General features: G+C 75.0%; 18 protein-coding genes and 1 pseudogene. 7 read left to right on the plus strand and 12 right to left on the minus strand.

Annotated elements, in window-relative coordinates; genetic code table 11:
* Positions 1-8: 8 nt before the first annotated feature.
* Both ACIBAI_RS17620 and ACIBAI_RS17625 read right to left on the minus strand, forming a co-directional pair.
* The gene (locus tag ACIBAI_RS17620) at positions 9-938 is read right to left on the minus strand and encodes a hypothetical protein (protein ID WP_399035164.1); all 930 of its coding nucleotides are present in this window, start codon (positions 936-938) and stop codon (positions 9-11) included.
* Positions 935-1,732: a phosphatase PAP2 family protein gene (locus ACIBAI_RS17625; protein ID WP_399035166.1), complete on the minus strand. Its 798-nt coding sequence runs from the start codon at positions 1,730-1,732 to the stop codon at positions 935-937. Before ACIBAI_RS17625 ends, ACIBAI_RS17620 begins: the two co-directional genes overlap by 4 nt.
* Before the next feature lie 206 nt (positions 1,733-1,938).
* Between ACIBAI_RS17625 and ACIBAI_RS17630 the strand changes: the two genes are divergently transcribed.
* Positions 1,939-2,580: a TetR/AcrR family transcriptional regulator C-terminal ligand-binding domain-containing protein gene (locus tag ACIBAI_RS17630; protein ID WP_399035168.1), complete on the plus strand. Its 642-nt coding sequence runs from the start codon at positions 1,939-1,941 to the stop codon at positions 2,578-2,580.
* A gap of 141 nt (positions 2,581-2,721) precedes the next feature.
* Here ACIBAI_RS17630 and ACIBAI_RS17635 read toward each other — a convergent pair whose 3' ends face one another.
* On the minus strand, positions 2,722-3,663 hold the full coding sequence (locus ACIBAI_RS17635) for a DUF2510 domain-containing protein (protein WP_399035170.1): 942 nt from the start codon (positions 3,661-3,663) through the stop codon (positions 2,722-2,724).
* Between the two features lie 529 nt (positions 3,664-4,192).
* On the opposite strand from ACIBAI_RS17635, the gene ACIBAI_RS17640 reads away from it, so the two are divergent.
* On the plus strand, positions 4,193-6,886 hold the full coding sequence (locus tag ACIBAI_RS17640) for an ATP-binding protein (protein WP_399035172.1): 2,694 nt from the start codon (positions 4,193-4,195) through the stop codon (positions 6,884-6,886).
* 95 nt (positions 6,887-6,981) lie between these two features.
* Here ACIBAI_RS17640 and pcaD read toward each other — a convergent pair whose 3' ends face one another.
* The 7 genes from pcaD to ACIBAI_RS17675 are packed head-to-tail and all read right to left on the minus strand — an operon-like array spanning position 6,982 to position 13,477.
* Positions 6,982-8,109, minus strand: a complete 1,128-nt coding sequence (gene pcaD / locus ACIBAI_RS17645) for a 3-oxoadipate enol-lactonase (RefSeq protein ID WP_399035175.1) — start codon at positions 8,107-8,109, stop codon at positions 6,982-6,984.
* Positions 8,106-9,449, minus strand: a complete 1,344-nt coding sequence (gene pcaB / locus ACIBAI_RS17650) for a 3-carboxy-cis,cis-muconate cycloisomerase (RefSeq protein WP_399035176.1) — start codon at positions 9,447-9,449, stop codon at positions 8,106-8,108. Before pcaB ends, pcaD begins: the two co-directional genes overlap by 4 nt.
* Positions 9,446-10,051, minus strand: coding sequence for a protocatechuate 3,4-dioxygenase subunit alpha (pcaG, locus tag ACIBAI_RS17655; RefSeq protein ID WP_399035178.1), 606 nt, complete (start codon positions 10,049-10,051; stop codon positions 9,446-9,448). The genes pcaB and pcaG overlap by 4 nt, the downstream gene beginning before the upstream one ends.
* A gap of 5 nt (positions 10,052-10,056) precedes the next feature.
* A complete protein-coding gene (gene pcaH / locus ACIBAI_RS17660; protein ID WP_399035180.1) occupies positions 10,057-10,830 on the minus strand; it encodes a protocatechuate 3,4-dioxygenase subunit beta in 774 nt (257 codons plus the stop codon).
* An 18-nt stretch (positions 10,831-10,848) separates the two neighbouring features.
* Positions 10,849-12,051, minus strand: coding sequence for a thiolase family protein (locus ACIBAI_RS17665; RefSeq protein WP_399035181.1), 1,203 nt, complete (start codon positions 12,049-12,051; stop codon positions 10,849-10,851).
* A complete protein-coding gene (locus tag ACIBAI_RS17670) occupies positions 12,048-12,695 on the minus strand; it encodes a CoA transferase subunit B (RefSeq protein ID WP_399035183.1) in 648 nt (215 codons plus the stop codon). The genes ACIBAI_RS17665 and ACIBAI_RS17670 overlap by 4 nt, the downstream gene beginning before the upstream one ends.
* The gene (locus ACIBAI_RS17675) at positions 12,695-13,477 is read right to left on the minus strand and encodes a CoA transferase subunit A (protein ID WP_399035186.1); all 783 of its coding nucleotides are present in this window, start codon (positions 13,475-13,477) and stop codon (positions 12,695-12,697) included. Before ACIBAI_RS17675 ends, ACIBAI_RS17670 begins: the two co-directional genes overlap by 1 nt.
* 222 nt (positions 13,478-13,699) lie before the next feature.
* Between ACIBAI_RS17675 and ACIBAI_RS17680 the strand changes: the two genes are divergently transcribed.
* Together ACIBAI_RS17680 and ACIBAI_RS17685 are read left to right on the plus strand one after the other, a co-directional pair.
* The gene (locus ACIBAI_RS17680) at positions 13,700-14,164 is read left to right on the plus strand and encodes a MarR family winged helix-turn-helix transcriptional regulator (protein ID WP_399035188.1); all 465 of its coding nucleotides are present in this window, start codon (positions 13,700-13,702) and stop codon (positions 14,162-14,164) included.
* Positions 14,165-14,324: 160 nt separating this feature from the next.
* Positions 14,325-15,515: a zinc-dependent alcohol dehydrogenase gene (locus tag ACIBAI_RS17685; protein ID WP_399035190.1), complete on the plus strand. Its 1,191-nt coding sequence runs from the start codon at positions 14,325-14,327 to the stop codon at positions 15,513-15,515.
* A 113-nt stretch (positions 15,516-15,628) separates the two neighbouring features.
* Here the strand turns inward: ACIBAI_RS17685 and ACIBAI_RS17690 are convergent, their stop codons facing one another.
* Both ACIBAI_RS17690 and ACIBAI_RS17695 read right to left on the minus strand, forming a co-directional pair.
* Positions 15,629-17,776: an OmpL47-type beta-barrel domain-containing protein gene (locus tag ACIBAI_RS17690; RefSeq protein ID WP_399035448.1), complete on the minus strand. Its 2,148-nt coding sequence runs from the start codon at positions 17,774-17,776 to the stop codon at positions 15,629-15,631.
* A 44-nt stretch (positions 17,777-17,820) separates the two neighbouring features.
* Positions 17,821-20,313 carry a ThuA domain-containing protein gene (locus ACIBAI_RS17695; RefSeq protein WP_399035193.1) on the minus strand — a complete coding sequence of 831 codons (2,493 nt, stop codon included), beginning with the start codon at positions 20,311-20,313 and terminating at the stop codon, positions 17,821-17,823.
* Positions 20,314-20,527: 214 nt separating this feature from the next.
* Here ACIBAI_RS17695 and ACIBAI_RS17700 point away from each other — a divergent pair, with 214 nt between their 5' ends.
* From ACIBAI_RS17700 to ACIBAI_RS17710, 3 genes and pseudogenes are all read left to right on the plus strand, one after another.
* Positions 20,528-21,526, plus strand: a complete 999-nt coding sequence (locus ACIBAI_RS17700) for a multicopper oxidase domain-containing protein (RefSeq protein ID WP_399035195.1) — start codon at positions 20,528-20,530, stop codon at positions 21,524-21,526.
* Positions 21,523-22,464, plus strand: a complete 942-nt coding sequence (locus ACIBAI_RS17705) for an ornithine cyclodeaminase family protein (protein ID WP_399035196.1) — start codon at positions 21,523-21,525, stop codon at positions 22,462-22,464. Before ACIBAI_RS17700 ends, ACIBAI_RS17705 begins: the two co-directional genes overlap by 4 nt.
* A gap of 151 nt (positions 22,465-22,615) precedes the next feature.
* Positions 22,616-23,605: pseudogene (locus ACIBAI_RS17710) on the plus strand (LacI family DNA-binding transcriptional regulator); the annotation flags it as partial.
* Positions 23,606-23,697: the final 92 nt, after the last annotated feature.

A 23,697-nucleotide genomic window follows, 5' to 3' on the forward strand; every position in this document is an offset into this window, starting at 1 on the left:
GGCGGCCTTCAGCGAGCAGCGGTCGTGAGGGGTCCCGGTTCCGCCGGCCGGGGCCCCGGGGCCGGTCCGGACGCGGCCGCGGACCGCGGGGCCGCGGCCGGCGGACGGTCGTCGGGGGGTCCGGGTTCCGCCCGGCTCAGCAGCACCACGCCCCACGAGGCCACGGCCGCGCCCGCCAGCGCGAGCAGCACCCCGGCGGGGCCGCCCTGGAGGCGCTCGCCGAGCAGGGACAGCCCGATCACCGCGGCGGCCACCGGATTGGCCAGGGTCACCACGGCGAGCGGGGCGCCGAGGCCGCCCCGGTAGGCGGTCTGCGACAGCAGCAGCCCGCCCGTCGCGAAGGCCGCGACGAGCAGCGCCACCCCGACGACCTGGACACCGAGCACCGGACCGGATCGGTCGGTGGCGGCCACCGTGACGGTCTGGGTGAGCGCCGAGGCCGCCCCGGAGGCGAACCCGGACGCGGTCGCGTGCCGCAGCCCGGGGCGGACGCCCGGCCGCGCCAGCATGCCGATCAGCGTCGCCGTCGCGCCCGCGACCGCCAGCGCCTCCGGCCCGCTCAGCACGTCGTCGGGCGCCGGCCCGGACGCCGTGACCAGCAGCGCGGCCAGTCCGAGCAGGGTCAGCGCGGTGCCCCGCCACTCGACCGCGCTCACCCTCCGCCGCGCGAGCCGCGCCCCCATCGGCACCGCCGCGACCAGGGTGAGCGCGCCGAGCGGCTGGACCACGGTGAGCGGTCCGTACTTCAGGGCCACCACGTGCAGCAGCGCGGCGAAGGCGTTGAGCGCGACCGACCACCACCACGCCCCGCCGGCCGGCAGCCGCGCCGGGCCCGCGCCGCGGCGGCGGGCGGCCAGCCGTTCCTGGACCACGGCGGCGGCCGCGTAGGCGACGGCGGAGACCAGGGACAGGACGACGGCGGCCAGGACGGCGCTCACCGTCCCGCTCCCACGAGCGCTCCGCTCCGGGCCGCGGCGATCCCTTCCCGGCCGCGCCCGGCGGTCGTCGCCGCGCGGTGCGGCGCCGGGATCAGCGCGAGCGCCGGGGTGAGCAGCGCCGCCGCCACGAGCGCGTCGAGCCAGTAGTGGTTCGCCGTCCCCACGATCACCAGCAGGGTCAGCAGCGGGTGCAGCAGCCACAGCCACCGCCACCGCGACCGGACCGCGACGACCAGTCCGACCGCCAGCATCAGCGCCCAGCCGAAGTGCAGCGACGGCATCGCCGCGAACTGGTTCGACAGCTGGTCGTCCGCCGGGGGCCCGTACACCGACGGCCCGTACACCCGCGCGGTGTCCACCAGGCCGGTCACCGCGAGCATCCGCGGCGGGGCGAGCGGAAGGGCGAGGTGCAGCACCAGCGCGGCGGCGGTCAGCGCGGCCAGCGCCCGGCGGGCCCAGACGTAGTGCGCCGGACGCCGCAGCCAGAGCCAGAGCAGGAAGGCGGCGGTGGCGGGGAAGTGGACGGTGGCGTAGTAGGTGTTCGCCAGGTGCACCAGGGTGTCGCCGTGCAGCAGCAGGGACTGCACCGCGCCCTCGCCGGGCAGCCGGACCGCTCGTTCCAGGTCCCACACGCGGTGCGCGTTGCGGAAGGCCTCGCCGGTGCGGCCCGTCGCCAGCTGCCGGCCGGACTTGTAGACGAGGAAGAGCCCTGCGACGAGCAGGAGTTCACGGGCGAGCGGTGGCCGCGCCGCCGCGTCCGCCTCCGCTTCCGCAGGCTCGGTGCGGGCGTTCATCCCCCGGCCCCTTCGCTGACGGTGGTGCGTCTGTCATCGATACGATTCAGTATCGATACGCCAGTGTACCGATACTCCGGAGTATCGGTACACTGGCGTATCGATGGACCCGGACGGCCCGGAGGTCCGGTCCGTCCGGGCCGCACGGAAGGCGGGCCCCCGGCGTCCGTCGAGGGGCCGCCGGAGACGAGCGAGGAGCAGACCCGATGACGTCGCAGGCCGCGCAGGGACCGGAGACGGTCGCCGCCTCGCGCCGCTCCAAGCTCACACCCGAGCGTGAGCAGGAGTTCTTCGACGCCGTTCTCGACCGGATCCGCGCCTGCGGGTACGACGCCGTCACCATGGAGGGCATCGCCGCCAGCACGCGCTGCAGCAAGTCCACGCTCTACCGGCAGTGGAAGACCAAGCCCCAGTTCGTCGCGGCGGCCCTGCGCTCCCACCGCCGGGTGCGGTTCGCCGGCATCGACACCGGCTCGCTCGCCGAGGACCTGCGGCAGGCGGCCCGTGCCGCGGGCGAGTGGTCGGCCCAGGACACCGTGCTGCTCCAGGCGCTCGGCCATGCCGTGACGCAGGATCCGGAGCTGCGCCGGGCGCTGCGGGAGGCGCTGGTCGACCCGGAGGTCGCCGCACTGAAGGAGATCCTCCGCCGCGGGGTCGAGCGGGGGGAGGTGGCCGCCGGCCATCCGGCGCTGGAGTACGTGCCCGCGCAGATGTTCGGTGTGCTGCGGATCCGGCCCGTCCTGGAGGGCGAGCACGCGGACCCCGAGTACCTGGTCCGGTTCGTGGAGGCCGCCGTGCTGCCGGCGCTCGGCCTCACCCGAGGACCCAGGCCGCCGTCCACGGGATGACCGGACGGTGACCTGACCGCGCCGCACCGTGGGGACGGGGGCGGCGCGCACCCCCGGCCGGGCGGGGTCCCCCTCGAGCGGAGAGGGACCCCACCCGGCCGGACCGCCTCCCCGGCGGCGGGGAGTGCCCGGCGCCGGGGGTCAGACGTCCTGCCCGCTGCCGCCGCCCGTCGACACCTCGATGCCCTCGGTGATGTCGTCGATGACGGACTGCTCCTCCCCGGCGTCCACGCCGAAGCGGACCACGACGATCTGCCGCGGGTCGGCGGGGGAGGGGAAGGCCAGCGACTGGACGTACCCGTCGGCCCCCTTGCTGGTGACCGCCTTCCAGCGGACCAGGTAGCCCTTCTGCCCGGCCACGGTCACCGCCTTGGAGGCCAGCACGTCGTGCGAGGTGATCCCGCCGTAGCTCCTGCCGCCGTAGGACTCCTCCGCGTTCGCCGGGATGTCCGCCTTCGCGACCTCCTCGGCGGTGCTGCCCTCGGTGCCGAGGGCCAGTGCGGGCGCCGAGTACGCGCCGCCCTTGGTGCAGGTGGCGGAGGCGTCGCCGGGGCACTCGTAGGAGTCCTCGGACGTCACCTGCGCGCCGACGGTGATCTCCTGGCCGTACCACCCCTCCGGGATGGGCAGGCTGATCCCGCTGACCGCGTCGGTCACCGACCCGCTGTCGATCCTCGGCGGCTCGGACCGCTCCGGCGAGGGCGACGCGCCGCCCGACCCGCCGCCGGAGTCGCCGAAGGGCCCGCCCGGCCCGCCCGGGGTCTCCTGCCGGGCGCCCACGCCGCCGCCCGGACCGTCACCGTCGACCAGCGCGTACACGCCGACCCCGATGCTCGCGAGGACCGCGACGGCCGCGGCGACGGCTATGCCGGTCCGCAGCCGGCGCCGCCCGGCCGGCGGCCGGGCGGGATACGGCGGGGCGCCCGGAAAAGGCGGCTGCGTCGGGGGACCCCACGCGGCGGCCGATCCCGCGGGGCGGACCTGGTCCGTCCAGGCCTTGCCGTCCCACCAGCGCTCGGTGGGCGGACCGTCACTTGTCTGCCCGGGGTCGGGGTACCACCCGGGGGGAGTCACCTGCGTCATGACCCCACCGTATGAGGTCTCGGTGAAAGCCGGATGAGAGGCCCGGACCGGATCCGGCCGGAGGCGGGCGCACCGCCCGGGCCGTGAGCGCCGCCGGTCCGGCGACGGCGTCCGGGCGGACGCGCGGCACGGCTCGCCGGGACGCCGTCCGCACGGACGGGACCGCGTCCGCACCGTCCCCGCGGGCGGGCCGCCTGCACGCCGCCCACGCCCTCCGCGCCGCGCCGCCCGCGCCGTACCGCTCCACGGGGGCGCCGGCCGGGCCCGCGCCCGGCTCCCGGCGGCCGTGCGCCGCGCCCGCTCCCGGCGGACCACCGCTCCCGCCACCGGCAAAACCCTTTCTTGGCAAGCTTTTTGACGGTCCATGAGAAACGGGCCGACCGCGGCCGCGCCCCGCGCGCCGGCCCCCTTTACCCCGTGTCGTCCGTCACGGCAACTGCTGCCCCGACCGGACTCCGCCCCGCCGGCCGGAGGGCTACGCTCGGGATCCGTACGTCGTTCGAGCGACTCGACCCGGGGAGGTAACGGGATGACGGAGGTACGGCCCAGGGCCGCCGCCTCGGCTTCCCTGTGGGAGCGCGACCAGGAGATCGCCGTCCTCACGCAGGCGGTCGACACCCTGTGCGCGGACCGCTCGTCCCCCGGCGGCCTGCTGGTCCTGCGCGGCGAGGCCGGCCTCGGCAAGACCGCGCTGCTGGCCGAGGCCCGCCGCATCGCCGAACGGCGCGGCTGCGCGGTGTGGTCGGCCCGCGGCGGCCAGACCCTGCGGTCCGTCCCCTTCCACGTGGTGCGGCAACTGCTGCAGCCCGCGCTGGTGTCGCTGCTGCCGGAGGAGGCGCGCGAGTACCTCGGCGACTGGTACGGCATCGCGGGCCCCGCCCTCGGCATCGCGGACCCCGGTGAACGGCACGCCGACCCGCAGGGCGTGTGCGACGGCCTGGTCGCCGCCGTGCGCCGGCTCGCCCGGCGGGAGTGGCCGCTGGTGCTGCTGATCGACGACGCCCACTGGGCCGACCAGGAGTCCCTGCGCTGGCTCGCCGCGTTCGCCGAGCGCCTCGGCGACCTGTCCGTGCTGGCCGTCGTCGCCCGCCGGCCCGGCGAGGCCACCGGCGCCGCCGCCCGCCACCTGGACGCGATCGCCGCCGCCGCGCGCCGCCCCGTCACCACGCTCAGCGCCCTCACCCCGGACGCCACGGCCGGGCTCACCCGCGCCACCCTGGGCACGGACGCCGACGCCCCGTTCTGCCGCGGGGTGTGGGCCGTCACCGGCGGCAACCCCTACGACACCGTCGAACTGCTCGCCAAGGTGCGGGACAGCGGGCTGGAACCGGTCGGGTCCCGGGCCGGCGAACTGCGCGCCCTGAACCGCGCCGCCCGCGGCGGCGGTCTCGTCGCCCGCCTGGAACAGCTCGGCGTCGACGCCACCCGGTTCGCCTGGGGCGCCGCCGTCCTCGGCACCGGCATCCGTGTGGACCTGGTGGCCCGGCTGACCGTGATGAGCCACGAGGACGCCGCCCGCTGCGCCGAGCTGCTGCGCGCCGACCGCATCCTCACCGAGCCCGATCCGGCCGCCGGGCAGGCGGCCGACGGCGACCTGGAGTTCGTCCACCCGCTGATCGCCACCGCCGTCTACGAGTCCATCCCGGACGCCCTGCGCCGGGCCATGCACGGCATCGCCGCCCAGCTCCTCACCGACTCCGGCCGCGGCGCCGCCGCCTCCCGCCACCTGATGGAGGTCCACCCGGACGACGACGCCGAACTCGTCGAGCAACTGCGCGAGGCCGCCCGCGAACACCTCGCCGTCGGCGCCCCGGAAGCCGCCCGCCGCTGCCTGGAACGCGCCCTGCAGGAACCGCCCGGGCCCGACGTCCACGCCCGCGTGCTGTACGAACTCGGCTGCGCCACCCTGCTCACCGCGCCCGCCCGGACCATCGGCCACCTGCGCGCCGCGCTCACCCTGCCCGGCCTCGACGCGGACACGCGCGTGGAGGCCGTCTGGCGTCTGTCCCAGGCCTACCTGCACAACGACCAGCCGGAGGAGGCCGTCCGCACCGTCGAGGCGGAGGCCGCCCGGCACGGACCGGGACCGGCCCGGATGCGGCTGCAGGCGGTGCGCTGCATGTGGGAGGGCCTCCACGCCGGCGAGGACACCTCACCGGGGCGCTCCGCGCGCCTCGCCGAACTCGCCGCCTCCTGCACCGGCCGGGACAACTCCGAGCGCGCCCTGCTCATCCTGCGCGCCTTCGACGCCATGACCCACGGCGAGAACGCCGAGGTGGTCGTCGAACTGTGCGACCGCGCCCTCGTCGACGGCCGCCTCGCCCCCGGCCTCGGCTGGACCGACCCGGAGTGGGGCGTCGAGCTGCTGATGATGCTGGGCAGTTCGTACGCCTGCGCCGACCGGCTCGACCGCGCCGAGAGCCTGTTCGCGGAGGCCCTGCGCGCCTACACCGCCGCCGGCTGGAGCGGCGGCCACCTCGCCCTCGCCCACGCCTTCCTCGGCCTCGCCTACCGCAGGCAGGGCCGCCTCAGGGACGCGGAGCGCGTCCTGCGCGAGGCGCTGCGGCTGGCCGAGCGGGTCGGCCGCGGACTGCCCCTGTACTGGTCGGCGACCTGCGGCCTGATCGACACGCTGCTCGCCCGCGGCCACGTCGGGGAGGCCTGGGGGGTCGCCGAGCAGTACGGCTTCGCACCGCCGTACCCGTCCACCATCGTCCTGCCGGACACCCGGTCGGTGCGCGGGCGGCTGCTGCTGGCCGTCGGCCGCACCGCGGAGGGCGTCGACGAACTGGAGTCCGCCGAGGAGGCGGCGGCGGCCCGCGGCGGCCACAATCCGGTGCTCGCCCCCTGGGCCCTCGACCTCGCCCGGGCCCTCGCCGCTCAGGACCCCGCCCGTGCCGCCCGGCTCGCCGCGGACGCCCGCCGCCACGCCGAGCGCTTCGGCACGGACACCGCCATGGGGGAGGCCCTGCGCTGCGCCGCCGCCCTGGAGACCGGCCGGCGCGCGGTCCGGCTCGCCGCCCAGGCGGCGGCCCGTCTGGAGGCCTCGCCCTGCCAGTACGAGCACGCCGCGGCCCGCGTCGAGTACGGCATCGCCGCGCGCTCGGTGCCCGAACTCGAACGGGGCCTGGCGCTGGCGCGTTCGTGCGGCGCGGACGGGCTGGCGGCACGGGCGCGCAAGGCCCTGGAAGCCGAGGGCGCGCTGTCCCGCGTCGGGGTGTGAGGGCCTCGGGCCCGCCCCGGCCGGTCCGTCCGTCCCCTCCCGCCGGGCGTCGCGCCCCGCGGCCGCAGGCGGCCTCGTGCGCCCGCGCCGGACGCTCAGCCCGCGCCGCCGTCCTCCTCCGCCAGCACCCGCTGCGCCGTGGCGAACGCCGAGTTCGCCGCCGGGACCCCGCAGTACACGGCGGTCTGCAGCAGCACCGCGCCGATCTCCTCCGGCGTGAGCCCGTTGCGCCGGGCCGCCCGTACGTGCATGGCCAGCTCCTCGTAGTGGCCGTGCGCCACCAGCGCGGTGAGGGTGATCATGCTGCGCTCGCGGCGGCTGAGCGTCGGGTCGGTCCAGATCTCGCCCCAGGCGTAGCGGGAGATGAAGTCCTGGAAGCGGGCGGTGAAGGGCGTCTGCCGGGCCTGCGCCCGGTCCACGTGCGCGTCGCCCAGCACCTGGCGCCGCACCTCCATGCCGCGTGCGGCGTCCCCGTCGAAGTGGGCGCGCAGCGCCGTCAGCACGGCCTCGGGGCGCTCGGCGGGTGCCAGGTGCGAGGCGCCGGGGATCTCCACCAGCGCGGCGCCCGGCACGGCGTCCGCGATCTCCCGCAGATGCGCCGGCGGGGTCGCCGGGTCCTCCCGGCCGGCGATCAGCAGCGTCGGCACGGAGATCCGGGCCAGCTCCTCCCGCAGGTCGTACGCGGCCAGCGCGTCGCAGCAGGCGGCGTACGCCTCCGGGTCGGCGTCCCGGTGGTCGCGGACCAGCCCGGGGACGGTGAAGCCGGGCGTGAACCAGCGCGCGTCTGCGCTCTTCGCGAGCCCGGCCAGTCCTTCGCGGCGGACCAGCGCGGCCCGCTCCCGCCACGGCTCCGCCCCGTTGAAGTGCGCCGACGAGCAGATCACGGCCAGTGACGACAGCCGCTCGGGGTGGTGCACCGCCAGGTGCAGCCCCACCGCGCCGCCCAGCGACACGCCCGCGTACGCGAACCGCTCGACGCCGAGCGCGTCGGCGAGCTCCAGCACCAGCCCGGCCAGGTCGCCGACGGTGGCGCCGGGGCCGATCAGGCCGGCCGGGGAGCCGCCGTGCCCCGGCAGGTCCCAGCGGACCACCCGGTGGCGGGCCGACAGCTCGGGCGCCACCTCGTCCCACAGGGCGCAGGAGGTGCCCAGCGAGGGCCCGAGCAGCAGCGGGGGAGCCGAGGCGGGGCCCTCGGCGCGGTGGTTGAGGAGTCTCTCGGTCAACGTCGCTCCAGTGCACGGTCGGTGAGCGCGGGCGCGGCGCCCGTGTAGCGGGCGGGGTCGGTGAGCTCGCCGAGCTCGCCGAGTTCGCTGTCCGCCAGCCCGGGCTCCTCGGCGAGGAGGTCGCCCAGGGCGCGGTCCTCGGCGTGGGCGCGCCGGGCCAGTTCGGTGAGCAGGGCCTTGGCGCGGGCCCGGCCGAGCACGGGCGCCAGCTCGGCGGACAGCCGCTCGGACACGATCAGCCCGTGGGTCAGGCCGAGGTTCTCGCGCATCGCCTCCGGGCGCACCCGCAGCCCCTCGGCCAGCTCGGCGGCGTCCCGCGCGGCGCCGCCGGTCAGCCGCAGCAGCTCCCGCAGCGGCTCCCACTCGGCGTGCCAGGCCCCGGCGGGCCGCTCGTCCTCCGCCGCCAGCGCGCCGTACAGCGTCGCCGCGAGCTGCGGCGCGCGCCGGGCCGCCGCCGCGATCAGCGTGGAGCGCACCGGGTTGGCCTTGTGCGGCATGGCCGACGAGCCGCCCCCGCTGCCCTCCGCCACCTCCCGGACCTCGGTCCGGGACAGGGCGAGCACGTCCACGGCGAGCTTGCCGAGCGCCCCGGCGGTGAAGGCCAGGCATCCGGCGAGGTCCGCGACCGGCGTCCGCAGCGTGTGCCAGGGCAGCGGCGGCGCGGCCAGGCCCAATTCGCGGGCGTAGGCCGCCGGCAGCGCGAGCGGATCGTCCGCGCCGTACGCGGCGAAGGCGGCCAGCGTCCCGGCCGCGCCCCCGAGCTGGGCGGGCAGCGCCCCCCGCACGGCGGTGACCCGGTCGCGCGCGTCGAGCACCAGCGACCGCCATCCGGCCGCCTTCAGTCCGAACGTGGTCGGCACGGCGTGCTGGGTGAGCGTCCGCCCCGGCAGGGCGGTGTCGCGGTGGCCGGCGGCCAGCCGGGCCAGCGCCCGCTCGGTGCGGGCGAGGTCGGCCAGGACCAGGTCCAGGGTGCGCGCGGCGACCAGCATCGCCGCCGTGTCCAGGATGTCCTGGCTGGTGGCGCCCCGGTGCACGTACGGGCCGTGCTCCTCGCCGACCGCCGCCGTCAGGTCGGCGACCAGGGGGATGACCGGGTTGCCGCCGGCGCGGGCGCGCTCGGCGAGGGACCGCACGTCGAACCCGTCTCCCCGGGCCGCTTCGGTCACCGCCGCCGCGGCCGGGGCCGGGACGAGGCCGAGGGCGGCCTGGGCGCGGGTCAGCGCGGCCTCCGCGTCCAGCAGCGCCCGCAGATAGGCGGTGTCGCTGGTCGCCGTGGCGGCCGGCGAGCCGGCCCACCCGGGGGCGAGCAGGCCGGCGTCGTCGGAGCCGGCCGCCGTCACCGGAACTCCAGGAAGACCGTCTCGCCCTCGCCCTGGAGGCGGATGTCGAAACGGTAGGTGCGGTTGCCCTCGTCCGCGGCGATCAGCGTGGAGCGCCGCTCGGGCGCCAGCCGCGCCAGCAGCGGGTCCGCGGCGAGCGCGGCCTCGTCGCCCGGCAGGTAGATCCGGGTGAACAGGTGCACGAGCAGCCCGCGCGCGAACACGCACACGCTGATGTACGGGGCGCTGCGCCCGCGTGCGCCGGGCCGCAGCGTGCGCGCGTACCAGTGGCCGTCGGCGTCGGTCTGGATGCGGCCCCAGCCGGTGAACTCCACGCCGTTGCGGCCCAGGTAGCCGCCGGTCGCCGGGTCGCGCCGGATCGAGCCGTCCACCTGCGGCAGGTCGCCCTCGGGGTCCGGGCCCCACAGCTCCACGAACGCGTCCGGCAGCGGCTTGCCCTCGCCGTCGGTGACGTACCCGTGCACCGTGATCGTGTCCGGGTGGCCGAGCGGCGCGATCTCCTCGCCGCCGCGGAACGGCAGCGCGTACCCGTAGAAGGGGCCGACGGTGTGCGAGGGCGTGGGCAGCACGCTCTCCGGCCTGCTGGTGTCGATCTTCGTCATGGCGGTCAGCGCCCTTCTTCCATCCAGGTGGCGTTCGGGCCGTCCAGCACGATGTCCCAGTGGTAGCCCAGCGAGAACTCGGGCACGGACAGGCTGTGGTCGTAGGTGGCGACCAGCCGCTGCCGGGCCGCGTCGTCCGTCACGGACTGCAGGATCGGGTCGTACGGGAACAGCGGGTCGTTCGGGAAGTACATCTGCGTCACCAGCCGCTGGGTGAACGCCGTGCCGAAGACCGAGAAGTGGATGTGCGCCGGACGCCAGGCGTTGACGTGGTTGCGCCACGGGTACGGGCCCGGCTGGATCGTGGTGAACCGGTAGCGGCCCTCGTCGTCGGTGAGGGTGCGGCCCACACCGGTGAAGTTCGGGTCCAGCGGCGCGTCGTGCTGCTCGCGCTGGTGCGCGTACCGGCCCGCCGAGTTGGCCTGCCAGATCTCGATCAGCTGGCCGCGCACCGGGCGCCCGTCGCGGTCCAGCAGCCGGCCGGAGACGGTGATCCGCTCGCCGATCGGCTCGCCGGTGTGCTGCCGGGTGAGGTCGTTGTCGATCTCGGTGATGTCCCGCTCCCCGAACGCGGGGGAGGACAGCTCCACCAGCTCCGGGTCCTGGGTGACGTCGATGGCGACCGGCGGCTGCTTCGGGTGGCGCAGCACCGAGGAGCGGTACGGGGCGTAGTCCCGGCGCGGGTGGTGCTCCACGGGCGCGCCGTCGGCCACCCGCTTCTCGTACGCGGCGTGCTCGGCCGCGATCTCCTGGTCGATGTCGTGCTGGGTGAGGGTCATGGGGGTTCCTAACGCTTCCTAGCGCTCGAGGACGAGGGCGAGGCCCTGGCCGACGCCGATGCAGAGGGTGGCGACGCCGACCCCGGCGCCCTTGCGGGCGAGCTGGTGGGCGACGGTGCCGGCGAGGCGGGCGCCGGAGGCGCCCAGGGGGTGCCCGAGGGCGATGGCGCCGCCCTGCGGGTTGAGGATCGCGGGGTCGAACTCGGGCCACTCGGCCACGCAGCCGAGCACCTGGGCGGCGAACGCCTCGTTGAGCTCCAGCACGTCCAGGTCGGCGAAGGTCTTCCCGGCCCTGGCCAGGGCGCGGTGGACGGCTTCGACGGGCGCGAGGCCGAAGTAGTGCGGGTCGGTCGCCGACACCCCGGTGGCGCTGACGCGGGCCAGCGGCTCGCGGCCGGTGGCCTCCAGCCCCTCCTCGTCGACGAGCAGCAGCGCGGCGGCGCCGTCGTTGAGGGGGGAGGCGTTGCCCGCCGTCACGGTCCCGCCGTCCTTGCGGAAGGACGGCTTCAGCTTGGCCATCGCCTCCAGCGAGGCGTCGGCGCGCACGGACTCGTCGGCGCCGACGACGACCGGGTCGCCCTTGCGCCGCGGGACCGGCACGGGGGCGAGCTCGGCGTCGAACAGGCCCTCGGCCTGCGCCTTGGCCGCCTTCCGGTGGCTGTGCAGCGCGAACTCGTCCTGCTGCTCGCGGGTGATCCCGTGCTTGTCGGCGATCAGCTCGGCGGACTCGCCCAGCGGGATCGTCCACTGCGGGTCCATCCGCGGGTTGACCATGCGCCAGCCCAGGGTGGTGGAGTACAGCTCGGCGTGCCCGGCCGGGAAGGGCCGGTCGGACTTGGGCAGCACGTACGGCGCGCGGGTCATCGACTCCACGCCGCCGGCCAGGGCGATCGAGGCGTCCCCGACCGCGATGGCGCGGGCGGCCTGGATCACCGCCTCCAGGCCGGAGGCGCACAGCCGGTTGACGGTCACGCCCGGCACGCTGGTGGGCAGGCCCGCCAGCAGGGCGGCCATGCGGCCGACGTTGCGGTTCTCCTCGCCGGCGCCGTTGGCGTTGCCGAAGTACACGTCCTCGATCCGCGCCGGGTCCAGCCGCGGGGTGCGGGCGAGGAGCGCGCGCACGGCGTGGGCGGCCAGGTCGTCGGGGCGCACGGCGGCCAGCGCGCCGTTGTAGCGGCCGATCGGGGTGCGGACCGCGTCGACGATGTAGACGTCCTTCACGACTGGATCTCCTCGGGGATGCGGACCTCGGCGGCGGTCCTGGCGACGATCTCCTCGGCGCTCACGCCCGGCGCGCACTCGACGAGGACGAGTCCGTCGCCGGTGACGTCCAGGACGCCGAGGTCGGTGATGATCCGGTTCACGCACGCCTTGCCGGTCAGCGGCAGCGCGCACTCGGCGAGGATCTTCGGGCTGCCGTCCTTGGCGGTGTGGGTCATCACCACGATGACGGTGCGGGCGCCGTGGACCAGGTCCATCGCCCCGCCGATCCCGGTGATCATCTTGCCGGGGACGGCCCAGTTGGCCAGGTCGCCGCGGGCCGAGACCTGCATCGCGCCGAGCACGGCGACGTCGATGTGCCCGCCGCGGATCATGCCGAAGGAGAGCGCGGAGTCGAAGAAGGAGGCGCCCGGCAGGACGGTGACGGTCTCCTTGCCGGCGTTGATCAGGTCCGGGTCGACCTGGTCCTCGGTGGGGTAGGGGCCGGTGCCCAGGATGCCGTTCTCCGACTCCAGCACCACCTCCACGCCCTCGGGCAGGTGGTTCGGGATCAGCGTCGGCAGTCCGATGCCGAGGTTGACGTAAGCGCCGTCGGGCAGCTCGCGGGCCGCCCGCGCGGCCATCTCCTCCCGTGTCCAGGCCATCAGCCGCTCACCCTCCCTGCCGCCTCGGGCGCGGAAACCGTGCGCCGTTCGATCTGCTTGTCGGCGGCCTGCTCCGGGGTCAGGGCCACCACCCGCTGGACGAAGATCCCCGGCAGGTGCACCGCGTCCGGGTCGATCCCGCCGGGCTCGACCAGCTCCTCCACCTCGGCGATCGTGACCTTCCCGGCCATCGCGGCCAGCGGGTTGAAGTTCCGCGCGGACTTGTTGAAGACCAGGTTGCCGTGCCGGTCGCCCTTGGCGGCCCGCACCAGCGCGAAGTCGGTGCGGATGCCGTGCTCCAGCACGTACTCCGCCCCGTCGAACTCGCGGACCTCCTTCGGCGGGGAGGCCAGCGCGACCCCGCCGGAGCCGTCGTAGCGCCAGGGCAGCCCGCCTTCGGCGACCTGAGTGCCCACCCCGGCCGGGGTGTAGAAGGCGGGGATGCCGGCGCCGCCGGCCCGCAGCCGTTCGGCCAGCGTGCCCTGCGGGATCAGCTCCACCTCCAGCTCTCCGGCCAGGTACTGCCGGGCGAACTCCTTGTTCGCCCCGATGTAGGAGCCGGTCACCCGCGCGATCCGGCCCGCGGCCAGGAGCACGGCCAGGCCCGAGTCCATCGCCCCGCAGTTGTTCGACACCACGCTCAGGCCCGTCACCCCGCGCTCGTACAGCGCCTGGATCAGCACGTTGGGCACACCGCTCAGCCCGAAACCGCCCACCGCCAGCGACGCGCCGTCCGGAACATCGGCCACCGCCTCCCCGGCCGTGGCGACCACCTTGTCCATCCGAGAAGCCCCATCTCTTCCAAGCGCCCGATGGTGCCGACCGATCGGCAAATTAATCAGGGCACTGAGTATTTCAGCGAGGTTTCCCGCACACTGCCATTGGACGGCTGAGCCGTCAAGACCCCTGCTGATCAGGTATCTCTCGCTAGGGGAGCAGGAGACGGAATCGCTGTCGCCCGGTATCGTTCAGTGCACCGACAAACGGCAACCTCAGGAGCGCACATGGCCGCGGTGGACCTCACCACCCACCCCGGGCACCTGGCCCGGCGGCTGCAGCAGGCCCACTACCTGCTGTGGAACACGATGGTCTCCGAGGAGATCACCTCACCGCAGTTCGCGGTCCTCAACGCGCTCGTCGCCGAGCCGGGCCTCGACCAGCGCACGGTGGGGGAGCGGGTGGGACTCGACCGCTCCACCATCGCCGAGGTGATCAGCAGGCTCGGCCGGCGCGGGCTGCTCGACAAGGTGCGCGACCCGCAGGACGGCCGCCGCTCCCTGCTGCGCCCGACCGACGAGGGGCTGCGCACCCACCGCAAGCTGACCGTGCGCACGGCCCGGATGAACCAGGTCTTCCTGGCCCCGCTCTCCGCCGAGGAACAGAGCCTCTTCTTCGACCTGATCCGGCGGGTCGCGGACGCCGCGGAAGGGCTCCGCAACCCGGCCGAGCCGGTGGCGGCGCCGCACTGAGCCCCTGACGCGCCGCGCCCGCTCCGCCTCGCGGCGGCCGGGCCGGCCGGGAGGCCGCGTCCGCCGATCGGCGCGGGGCGCGGTTCGACGGGAACCGGCCCGGGTACCCGGGCGCCACCGTAGGACCGACGTGCACGGGCGACGGAGGGAGCGCGAGGCGATGAAGGCAGTGACCTGGCAGGGCAAGCGGGACGTGCGCGTGGAGGACGTGCCCGATCCCACGATCCAGGAGCCCACGGACGTGGTCATCCGCGTCACCTCCGCCGGACTCTGCGGCTCCGACCTGCACCTGTACGAGGTGCTCACCCCGTTCATGACGCCCGGCGACATCCTCGGCCACGAGCCGATGGGCATCGTCGAGGAGGTCGGCGCGGCCGTGCCGGACCTGCAGGTGGGCGACCGGGTCGTCGTGCCGTTCCAGATCGCCTGCGGCAACTGCTGGATGTGCCTCAACGCCCTGCAGACCCAGTGCGAGACCACCCAGGTCCACGGCGAGGGCATGGGCGCCGCCCTGTTCGGCTACACCCGCCTGTACGGCGCGGTGCCGGGCGGGCAGGCCGAGTACCTGCGCGTGCCGCAGGCGCAGTACGGCCCGATCAAGGTGCCCCAGGGGCCGCCCGACGACCGCTTCGTCTACCTCTCCGACGTGCTGCCCACCGCGTGGCAGGCGGTGGCCTACGCCGACGTCCCGCCGGGCGGCAGCGTCGCCGTGCTCGGCCTCGGCCCCATCGGCGACATGGCCTGCCGGGTCGCCCAGGTCAAGGGCGCCGGCCGGGTGTTCGGCGTGGACCTGGTCCCGGAACGGCTGCGGCGGGCGCGCGAGCGGGGCGTGGAGACGTACGACCTGCGCGCCTTCGATAACGAGAAGGAACTCGTCGCCGCGATCCGCGACGAGACCGACGGCCGCGGCCCCGACGCCGTGATCGACGCCGTCGGCACCGAGGCGCACGGCAGCGCCGCCGCCAAACTCGCCCAGCAGGCCGCCGGGATGCTGCCCCGCAAGATCGGCGGCCCGCTGGCCGAGCGGTTCAGCGTCGACCGGCTGGCCGCCCTCTACACCGCCATCGAGCTGGTGCGCCGCGGCGGCACCATCTCCCTGTCCGGCGTCTACGGCGGCATGGCCGACCCGCTGCCGATGCTCACCCTGTTCGACAAGCAGATCCAGCTGCGGATGGGGCAGGCCAACGTGCGCCGCTGGACCGACGAGATCCTCCCGTACCTCACGGACGAGGACCCGCTCGGCGTCGACGACTTCGCCACGCACCGGGTGCCGCTGAGCGAGGCGCCGCACGCCTACCGGATGTTCCAGCGCAAGCAGGACGGCGCGGTCAAGGTGCTGCTGCAGCCCTGACCCGGGCCCGGCCCGGGGCGCCGGCCGCCGGGCGGGAGCACGGCCGCGGGCCCGGTGACCCGCCGGCCCGCCCGGGAGCCCGGGCGGGCCGGCGGGGCCGGGGAGCGGCCCCCCTACAGTTCCCTGATCCGGACGTCCCGGTACGACACCACGTCCGTCGTGCCGTGCACCTGGAGCCCGATGTAGCCGGAGGCGAACCGCCGCCCGTCCGTGCCCGGGTCGTCCGCGCGGGGCGGGGAGAACTCCTGGCCGCCGGCGTTGTCGAACTCGTTGATCAGCACGCCGTTGCGGTAGACCGAGTAGTGCTGGCCGACCACCCGGATCTCGTAGTCGTTCCAGGTGCCCTTCTGCGTGACGCCGGCGCCGGCGAGACCCACCCGGTCGAAACCGTAGACCGAGCCCGTCTTGTACGGGTCGCCGTCGGGCCGGTCGAACACCTGCACCTCGTGCCCGTACTTGATGGCGGCCCACTCCGGCCGCGGCTCCTCCGGATGGTCGTGCACCCACGGGAACCGCACCAGCACCCCGGAGTTGGCGTTGCCGGCGCCCGGGGCGTCGTCACGCCACTGCAGCCGCAGCGAGAAGTCGCCGTACTTGCGCTGCGGGAACCACAGCATGCCCAGGCCCGGTTCGGTGGTGCCGCTGGTGATCGACCCGTCCGGGTTCAGCGCGAACGAGCCGCCGCCCACCTGCTGCCACCGCGCGAACGACTCCGCGCTGCCGTCGAGGATCGTGCGGTAGCCCTCGGTCTGCCCGGGCTTGCCGATCCCGGACTGGCGGGCGGCCTTCTGGACGGCGTCGTACTCGCGCCGGTCGACGACCCCCTCCTTCAGCAGCGCGTCCAGGACGCCCTTGACGTGCTTGAGGAACAGCGCGTGGGACGTCCACTCCTTCTCGTCCTCGATCAGTTCGTTGATGCGGCAGCGGCTGTCGGTGAGCCGGTTGGGCACGCCCGAGTCGACCGTGCCGACGATCACCGTCAGCCGCTCGTCGTACTCGGGGCAGGCCGGCGCCGGGACCTGGCCGGACACCACCGTGAAGCTCACCGTACGGGCCGGGGAGGTGTTGCCCGCCTCGTCGGTCGCGCGGTACGCCATGATGTGCGCGCCCGCGCGGTCCACCACCACCGGGGCGGTGTACGCCAGGTACGGCCCCCCGTCGAGCGCGTACTCGATCCGGTCGACGCCCGAGCCGTCCCCGTCGGTCGCCGTGACCGTCACCCTGGCGCTGTTGACGTACGCGCCGTCGGAGTTCCGCGTGCCCTCGACGGTCACGCCCGTCACCGGCGGGGTCGTGTCCTGCGGAGGCGCCGCGACGACCGTGAACTGCACGCTCCGCTCCGCCGAGACGTTGCCCGCCCGGTCGGCGGCGCGGTAGCGCACGGTGTGCGTGCCGGGCTGGTGGACCATCACCGGCGTGGTGTACGGCTGCCAGGCGCCGGAGCCGACCGCGTACTCGATCCGGTCGACCCCGGAGCCGGTGTCCGAGGCGCTCACGGTGACCGTGGCCATGTCGACGTAGGCGCCGTCGGCGTTCCGCTCGCCGCTGACCGTGGCGGACGTCTCGGGCGGGGTGGCGTCGTCCGACGGCGGCGCCACCACCGTGAAGCGCACGCTCTTCTCGGCGGAGACGTTGCCCGCCCTGTCGAACGCGCGGTAGCGGACCGTGTGGCCGCCCACCTGGCCGACGACGACCGGGGCGGTGTACGGCAGCCACTCGGCCGCGTCGTCCACCGCGTACTGGATCCGGTCGACCCCGGAGCCGCCGTCGTCCGTGGCGCTGATCGCGACGGACGCCGAGCCGACGTACGCGCCGTCGGCGTTCTGCGCACCCGTCACCTGCGCCGAGGTCTCGGGCGGCGTGCTGTCCTCGCCGCCGCCCTCGGTCACCACCAGCACGCCCTTCATCTCCCCGTGGCCGGGGATCGTGCAGTGGTAGAGGTACCGGCCGGGGGAGAGGGTGACCTCGGCGGTGTGCCGGCCGCCCAGGTCGTCGCCGGGGTTGGCGAGGATGTTCAGCCGGACGTCGTCGTTGTACTCGGGGTCGCTGGTCACGAACGTCAGCGTGTGCGGCATGCCGGTGGTGTTGCCGGTCGCCGCGCTGTTCTCGAAGACGATGGTGGCCGGGCCCGCCACCGCCGTCGCGGGAGCCGACGTGTAGCGGGTGATGTCGTCGCCGGCGGTCCAGGTGAGGACCTGGGCGGCGGCCCGGGCCGGTGGGTCGTCCTGCCCGGCGGCCGTCGTGGGCACGCCGAGCGTCATCAGCACGGCGGCCAGCAGGGCCGCGAGGACTCCTCGTCGGTGTTTCACCGCACTCCCCTCGCCAGTTGGCCGGCGGCCGGGGTCGGCCCGCCGCCCGTGTAGGTGACGCGCCACAGCGCCGACCTGGAGTCCGAGGTGAAGAAGCCGCGGCCGTAGTCGAGGGCGTACAGCGCGCCGTCCGGACCGAACTTCCAGTCCATGAGGTTCCTGATGCCGTCGTCGCCGACCGGCACGATCTTCTTCAGCGACTCCGAGTGCACCGGCAGCCCTCCGTCGCCCTGCGTCGCCGGGTCCATGAGCACCGCGTTGCGCGGCTGGTCGCCGTCGTAGAAGTCGCCGACGAACCACTTGCCGTCCCAGTACGCCGGCCACTTGACGCCGCTCGTGCTCGCGGCGTCGTAGCGGTAGACGGGGCCGTTCATCGCGGCCTGCCCGCCGCCCTTGAGCCAAGGCAGCCGGTAGGTGGCCTCCTCCGCCCGGTAGGAGGGGACGCCGTCCGCGGTGCGCGGGAAGTCCGGGGCGCCGCCCTGCGGGGAGTACCAGATGTTGTTGCCGGTGACCGGCGGCAGGTTGACCAGGCCGTCGTTGTTCGGCGACTCGTTCTTCGGGTGGTCGCAGTCGTACCAGCCCAGCGGCTTCGACGGATCGGGCAGGTTGCGGTCCCGGTAGGGCTGCTTGTTGCCCATGCAGTAGGGCCAGCCCCGGTTGCTCGCCTCGGTGATCACCGCGAACGTGTCGTACTTGGCCGGGCCCCAGGTCGGGGAGGGGGCGGAGGCGTCCGGGCCGACCCAGCCCGCGTACAGGACGTCGGTCGACTTGTCGACGAAGATGCGGGCCGGGTTGCGCACGCCCATCACGTAGATCTCGCCGCGCGTCTTGCCGCCGCCCTCGGCGGTCTCCTTGCCGGTGAAGAGGTTCCCGTCCGGGATCGTGTAGGTGCCGTCGGGTTCCGGGTGGATGCGCAGGATCTTGCCGTTGAGGTTGTTGGTGTTCCCGGCGGTGCGGCGCGCGTCGGCGAACGACACGCCCTTGAAGGCGGGCTCGGGGTTGTTGCCCGAGTAACCGTCGCTGAACCCGCTGGAGTTGTTGTCCCCGGTGGCGATGTACAGGTTCTCCTCGGAGTCCCAGGCCATCCCGCCGCCCGCGTGGCAGCAGCTGTGGATCTGCACCGGCCAGGCCAGCAGCACCTTCTCGCTGCCCGGGTCCAGCCTGTTCGTGGCGTGGTCGAGGGTGAAGCGGGAGACGCGCCGCTCGGCCATGCGGGTGTCGCGGTCGATCCGGGAGTGGGGCGTGTAGTGCAGGTACACCCAGCCGTTCTGCTCGAACCGCGGGTCCAGTTCGATGCCGAGCAGGCCCTCCTCGACCTTGGTCAGCTCGTCGCCGCCGCCCTTGTTGCCGAAGACCGTCAGCTCGCCCGCGAGCGTGACCTCCCCGGTCTCCGGGTCGTAGACGTGGATCTGGCCCGTGCCCTTGCCGACGTCCGGGTCGTTCCAGTCGGTGACCACCGGCCGGGAGGCGTCGGCGCCGCCCCGGCCGATGTAGAACACGCGGCCGTCGGGCGCGGTGACCAGTCCGTGCGGTTCGCCGATCTGGTCGTTGCGCCCCGGCTGGTTGGGCCGGGTGAGCCGTTCGGCCCGGTAGTTGCCGGTGATGGTCGCCGTGCAGTCGGCCTGCGCCAGACGGGTGGTCCACAGCAGGGCGCCGCGCAGGTGCGCGCGGAAGTCGGTCTCGTCGTACGACGACACCGTGCCGCCCATGCCGGTGTAGAAGGAGCGCCCGCCGTCGTAGTCCCGGCACCAGCTCACCGGGTGGTCCCAGCCGCCCGCGCCCGGCCCGGGCCGGTACGTCGACTCGCGCACCCGGGCCACCGTGTGCACCTCGCCCGAGGGGTTCTTCACCCAGTTCAGCCACTTGTCGGGGCGCTTCCACTGCACCGGCAGGTCCCGGGTGGCCGGATGGCGCCGGTCCCCGACCTCGACGGTGGCCCGCTGCACGTCCGCCGGGCCGGAGGCGGCCGGGCGGGCGCCGATCAGGCCGGTGAACCAGTCCGAGTACGGCTCCGCGCGGGCCGCGTCGTGGATGCCGAGGAAGCCGCCGCCCGCCTCCATGTAGGCCTCCAGGCCCGCCTCCTGGTCCGGGTCGAGGACGTCGCCGCCGCCGGTCAGGAACACGACCGCGTTGTACCGGCCGAGCTGCGCGCCGTCGGTGAACACCGAGGCGTCGTCCGTGGCCTCGACCCGGAAGCGCTCGCCCGCCGGGCCGGACAGCCCGATCCGCTCGATCGCCTCGATTCCGGCGTTCACCACCGGGGACTCCTGCCCGGCCGCCGCGGAGCCGTGGAAGATCAGCACGCGGACGTTCGCGCCGCCCGGCGGCGACTTGATCGACATCGTTGTCAGGGGCGGATCGGGGGCCGGGTGCGCGCTCGCGGCGGGAGCGGCCAGCAGTCCGGCCACGGCCGCGGCGGAGACGGCGGCCGCCCGGCCGCGTCTTCCCGTGCTCGGCCCTCTTGACGCGCTCAACCTTCGTAAGTGCATGGGCGCCTCCTCGGTCACGGCAGCAGCGCCAAGGAAGCTAGACCTCTTTGCGTCACCCGCCAATAGGTATGACCGCAATGGAACGAACTTTGTCCTGAGTGTGGATAAACAGGAGGGTGGCCGGTACCGTCTCACCGGCTCATCACAGCCACGTCTTCGCTCCGTCCCTCGCAACACGTTCTTCGCGGTTCCGTACCAGGGTGGGGAGTTCGGCATGGACAGACGCAGTTTCAACCGACGGGTGCTGCTGGGCGGCGCGGCCGTCGCGACGTCGTTGTCGCTGGCCCCGGAGTCCGCCGGCGCCGACGGCCCGGCGAGGACGGCCCCGGCCGGCGGCGAGGTGAGACACCTCAAGCTGTACGCCGAGAAACTCCCCGACGGGCAGATGGGCTACGGCCTGGCGAAGGGCGAGGCGACGATCCCCGGGCCGCTCATCGAGCTCAACGAGGGCGACACGCTGCACATCGAGCTCGAGAACACGATGGACGTGCCGGTGAGCCTGCACGTCCACGGCCTGGACTACGAGATCTCCAGCGACGGGACGAGACTCAGCGGGAGCGACGTCGAGCCCGGCGGCACCCGCACCTACACCTGGCGCACCCACGCCCCCGGCCGGCGCAAGGACGGCACCTGGCGGGCGGGCAGCGCGGGTTACTGGCACTACCACGACCACGTCGTCGGCACGGAACACGGCACGGGCGGCATCCGCAAGGGCCTGTACGGACCGGTGATCGTCCGCCGCAAGGGCGACGTCCTGCCGGACCGCACCCACACGATCGTCTTCAACGACATGCTCGTCAACAACAAGCCCGCGCACTCGGGCCCGAACTTCGAGGCCACCGTGGGCGATCGCGTGGAGTTCGCGGTGATCACGCACGGCGAGTACTACCACACCTTCCACCTGCACGGTCACCGCTGGGCGGACAACCGCACGGGCGCGCTCACCGGGCCCGACGACCCCAGCCAGGTCATCGACAACAAGATCGTCGGCCCGGCGGACTCCTTCGGCTTCCAGGTGATCGCGGGCGAGGGCGTCGGGGCGGGCGCGTGGATGTACCACTGCCACGTGCAGAGCCATTCCGACATGGGGATGGTGGGGCTGTTCCTGGTGAAGAAGGCGGACGGGACGATCCCCGGGTACGACCCGCACGAGCACGCGTCCGGCGACGCGGGGGAGCACGCGCACGGGCAGGGGCGCATCATGGGCGGGTGACCCTCGTCCTGACCCGGAGCGACCTGGAAGCCGTCCTGGACCCCGCCGACTGCATCGCCGCCCTGCGCGAGGGCTTTTGCCGCGCGGACGCCGCACCGGTCACCGGGCAACGGGTGCGCACCGACCTGCCGTTCCCCGGTACGGCCACGGCGCTGATCCCCGGGGTGCTGCCCGGCGTCGAGGCGTACACGGTGAAGGTCAACGCCAAGTTCCCCGGGGCGCGGCCCGCGCTGCGCGGGGTGATCTGCCTGCACAGCGGCCGGGACGGCGAGTTGCTCGCCCTGCTGGACTCGGCGACGGTGACCGCCTGGCGCACCGGACTGGCCGCCGCGCTGGGCACGCACGTACTGGCGGACCCGGCCGAGGACGGCGCCGTCGGCGTGGTCGGCGCCGGCGCGCAGGCGGAAATGATGGTGCGCGGACTGGCCGTGCTGCGCGGACGGCGCGAACTCGTCGTGCACGACACGGACGGCGACCGCGCCGCCGCGTTCGCCGCACGGCACGGCGGCCGGGTGGTGGACTCCGCGCCGCAGGTCGCCGCCCGGGCCGGTCTGGTGCTGACGGCGACCTGGTCGCGCGTGCCGCTGCTGGGGCTCGCGGACATCAGGCCGGGGCAGCACGTCACCAGCCTCGGCGCCGACGAGCCCGGCAAGCGGGAACTCGCCGCCGACCTGCTGGAGGCGTCGCTGCTCGTCGTCGACGACCGTGAACTGGCGGTGCGCACGGGCGTCCTGGGGGCCGCCGGCCTGGACGCGGGGGCCGCCGACGCGACGCTCGGCGAGGTGCTGCGGGGCGAGCGTCCGGGGCGGACCGGTCCCGAGGCCCGCACGGTCTACGCCCCCGTCGGCCTGCCCTGGCAGGACCTGGCGCTCGCCTGGCTCGCGTACGGGCGGGCGGAGCGCGCGGGGAGGGGACGGCGGATCGACCTGCTGGCCTGACGGCCGGGCCGGAGGGAGCCGGGACACGGACCCCCGCCGGCCGGGAGCCCGGGGCGTGCCCGCACGGGCCGCCCCCGGGTCCGAGAGCGCTCTCTCCCGCCCGTCCCGCCGGGGCTATCCTGATCCGCAGCCGCCGAGGAGGAGCCCCGCAGTGACCGAGACAGCGCCGCGTCCCACGCTGGAGGCCGTGGCCGCGCGGGCCGGGGTCTCGCGGGCCACCGTGTCCCGGGTGGTCAACGGGTCGGACGGGGTCCGCGAACCCCTCGTCGAGCGGGTCCGCAGAGCGGTGGAGGAACTCGGGTACGTCCCCAACCAGGCCGCCCGCAGCCTGGTGACGAAACGGCACGACGCCGTCGCCGTCATCGTCGCCGAACCGGAGACCCGGGTCTTCGCCGACCCCTACTTCGCGCTGCAACTGCGCGGCATCAGCCAGGAGCTGACCGCCCACGACAACCAGCTCGTGCTGCTGCTCACCGAGGGCCGCGCGGACTACGCCCGGGTCGGCCGCTACCTGGCCGGCGGCCATGTCGACGGCGCGCTCGTCTTCTCGCTGCACCTCGACGACCCGCTGCCCGGCCTGATCCAGCGCGCCGGCGTGCCGACCGTGTTCGGCGGGCGGCCCGGCTGGAGCGACGGCAGCCGCGACGTGGTGTACGTGGACAGCGACAACCGGGGCGGCGCCCGCGAGGCGGTACGCCACCTCGCCGGCCTCGGCCGCACCCGCGTCGCCCACATCACCGGCCCCCTCGACCAGACCTCGGCCGTGGACCGGCTGGACGGATTCCGGGACGTCATGGCCGACGCCGATCCGCGGATGGTGGTGACGGGCGACTTCACCCCGGGCGGCGGGGAGCGGGCGATGCGGGAGCTCCTCGACCGGTGCCCGGACCTGGACGCCGTGTTCGCCGCCAACGACCTCACCGCCTCGGGTGCCCTGCGGGTGCTGCGCGAGCGCGGGCGGCGCGTGCCCGACGACGTCGCCGTGGTCGGCTTCGACGACATGCTGCCCGTCGCCGAACAGACCGACCCGCCGCTGACGACGGTCCGCCAGGACATCGAGGAGATGGGCCGCCTGATGGCCCGCCTGCTGCTGCGCGGCCTCGACCGGGGGGGGGGGGGGGGGGGGGCCCGCCCGCCCCCCCCCCCCCCCCCCCCCCCCCCCCCCCCCCCCCCCCCGCCCCCCCCGCCCCCCCCCCCCCCCCCCCCCCCCCCCCCCCCCCCCCCCCCCCCACG

Origin of the sequence: Streptomyces sp. NPDC051041, from assembly GCF_044456065.1 — a bacterium.
Classification (GTDB): Bacteria; Actinomycetota; Actinomycetes; order Streptomycetales; family Streptomycetaceae; genus Streptomyces; species Streptomyces glaucus.

Bases quoted from the DNA above. Each gene is read 5' to 3' on its own strand.
- ACIBAI_RS17625 (WP_399035166.1), bottom strand. From the start codon at position 1,732: ATGAACGCCCGCACCGAGCCTGCGGAAGCGGAGGCGGACGCGGCGGCG.
- ACIBAI_RS17630 (WP_399035168.1), top strand. From the start codon at position 1,939: ATGACGTCGCAGGCCGCGCAGGGACCGGAGACGGTCGCCGCCTCGCGC.
- ACIBAI_RS17635 (WP_399035170.1), bottom strand. From the start codon at position 3,663: ATGACGCAGGTGACTCCCCCCGGGTGGTACCCCGACCCCGGGCAGACA.
- ACIBAI_RS17640 (WP_399035172.1), top strand. From the start codon at position 4,193: ATGACGGAGGTACGGCCCAGGGCCGCCGCCTCGGCTTCCCTGTGGGAG.
- pcaG (WP_399035178.1), bottom strand. From the start codon at position 10,051: ATGACGAAGATCGACACCAGCAGGCCGGAGAGCGTGCTGCCCACGCCC.
- pcaH (WP_399035180.1), bottom strand. From the start codon at position 10,830: ATGACCCTCACCCAGCACGACATCGACCAGGAGATCGCGGCCGAGCAC.
- ACIBAI_RS17670 (WP_399035183.1), bottom strand. From the start codon at position 12,695: ATGGCCTGGACACGGGAGGAGATGGCCGCGCGGGCGGCCCGCGAGCTG.
- ACIBAI_RS17675 (WP_399035186.1), bottom strand. From the start codon at position 13,477: ATGGACAAGGTGGTCGCCACGGCCGGGGAGGCGGTGGCCGATGTTCCG.
- ACIBAI_RS17680 (WP_399035188.1), top strand. From the start codon at position 13,700: ATGGCCGCGGTGGACCTCACCACCCACCCCGGGCACCTGGCCCGGCGG.
- ACIBAI_RS17685 (WP_399035190.1), top strand. From the start codon at position 14,325: ATGAAGGCAGTGACCTGGCAGGGCAAGCGGGACGTGCGCGTGGAGGAC.
- ACIBAI_RS17690 (WP_399035448.1), bottom strand. From the start codon at position 17,776: ATGACGCTCGGCGTGCCCACGACGGCCGCCGGGCAGGACGACCCACCG.
- ACIBAI_RS17695 (WP_399035193.1), bottom strand. From the start codon at position 20,313: ATGCACTTACGAAGGTTGAGCGCGTCAAGAGGGCCGAGCACGGGAAGA.
- ACIBAI_RS17700 (WP_399035195.1), top strand. From the start codon at position 20,528: ATGGACAGACGCAGTTTCAACCGACGGGTGCTGCTGGGCGGCGCGGCC.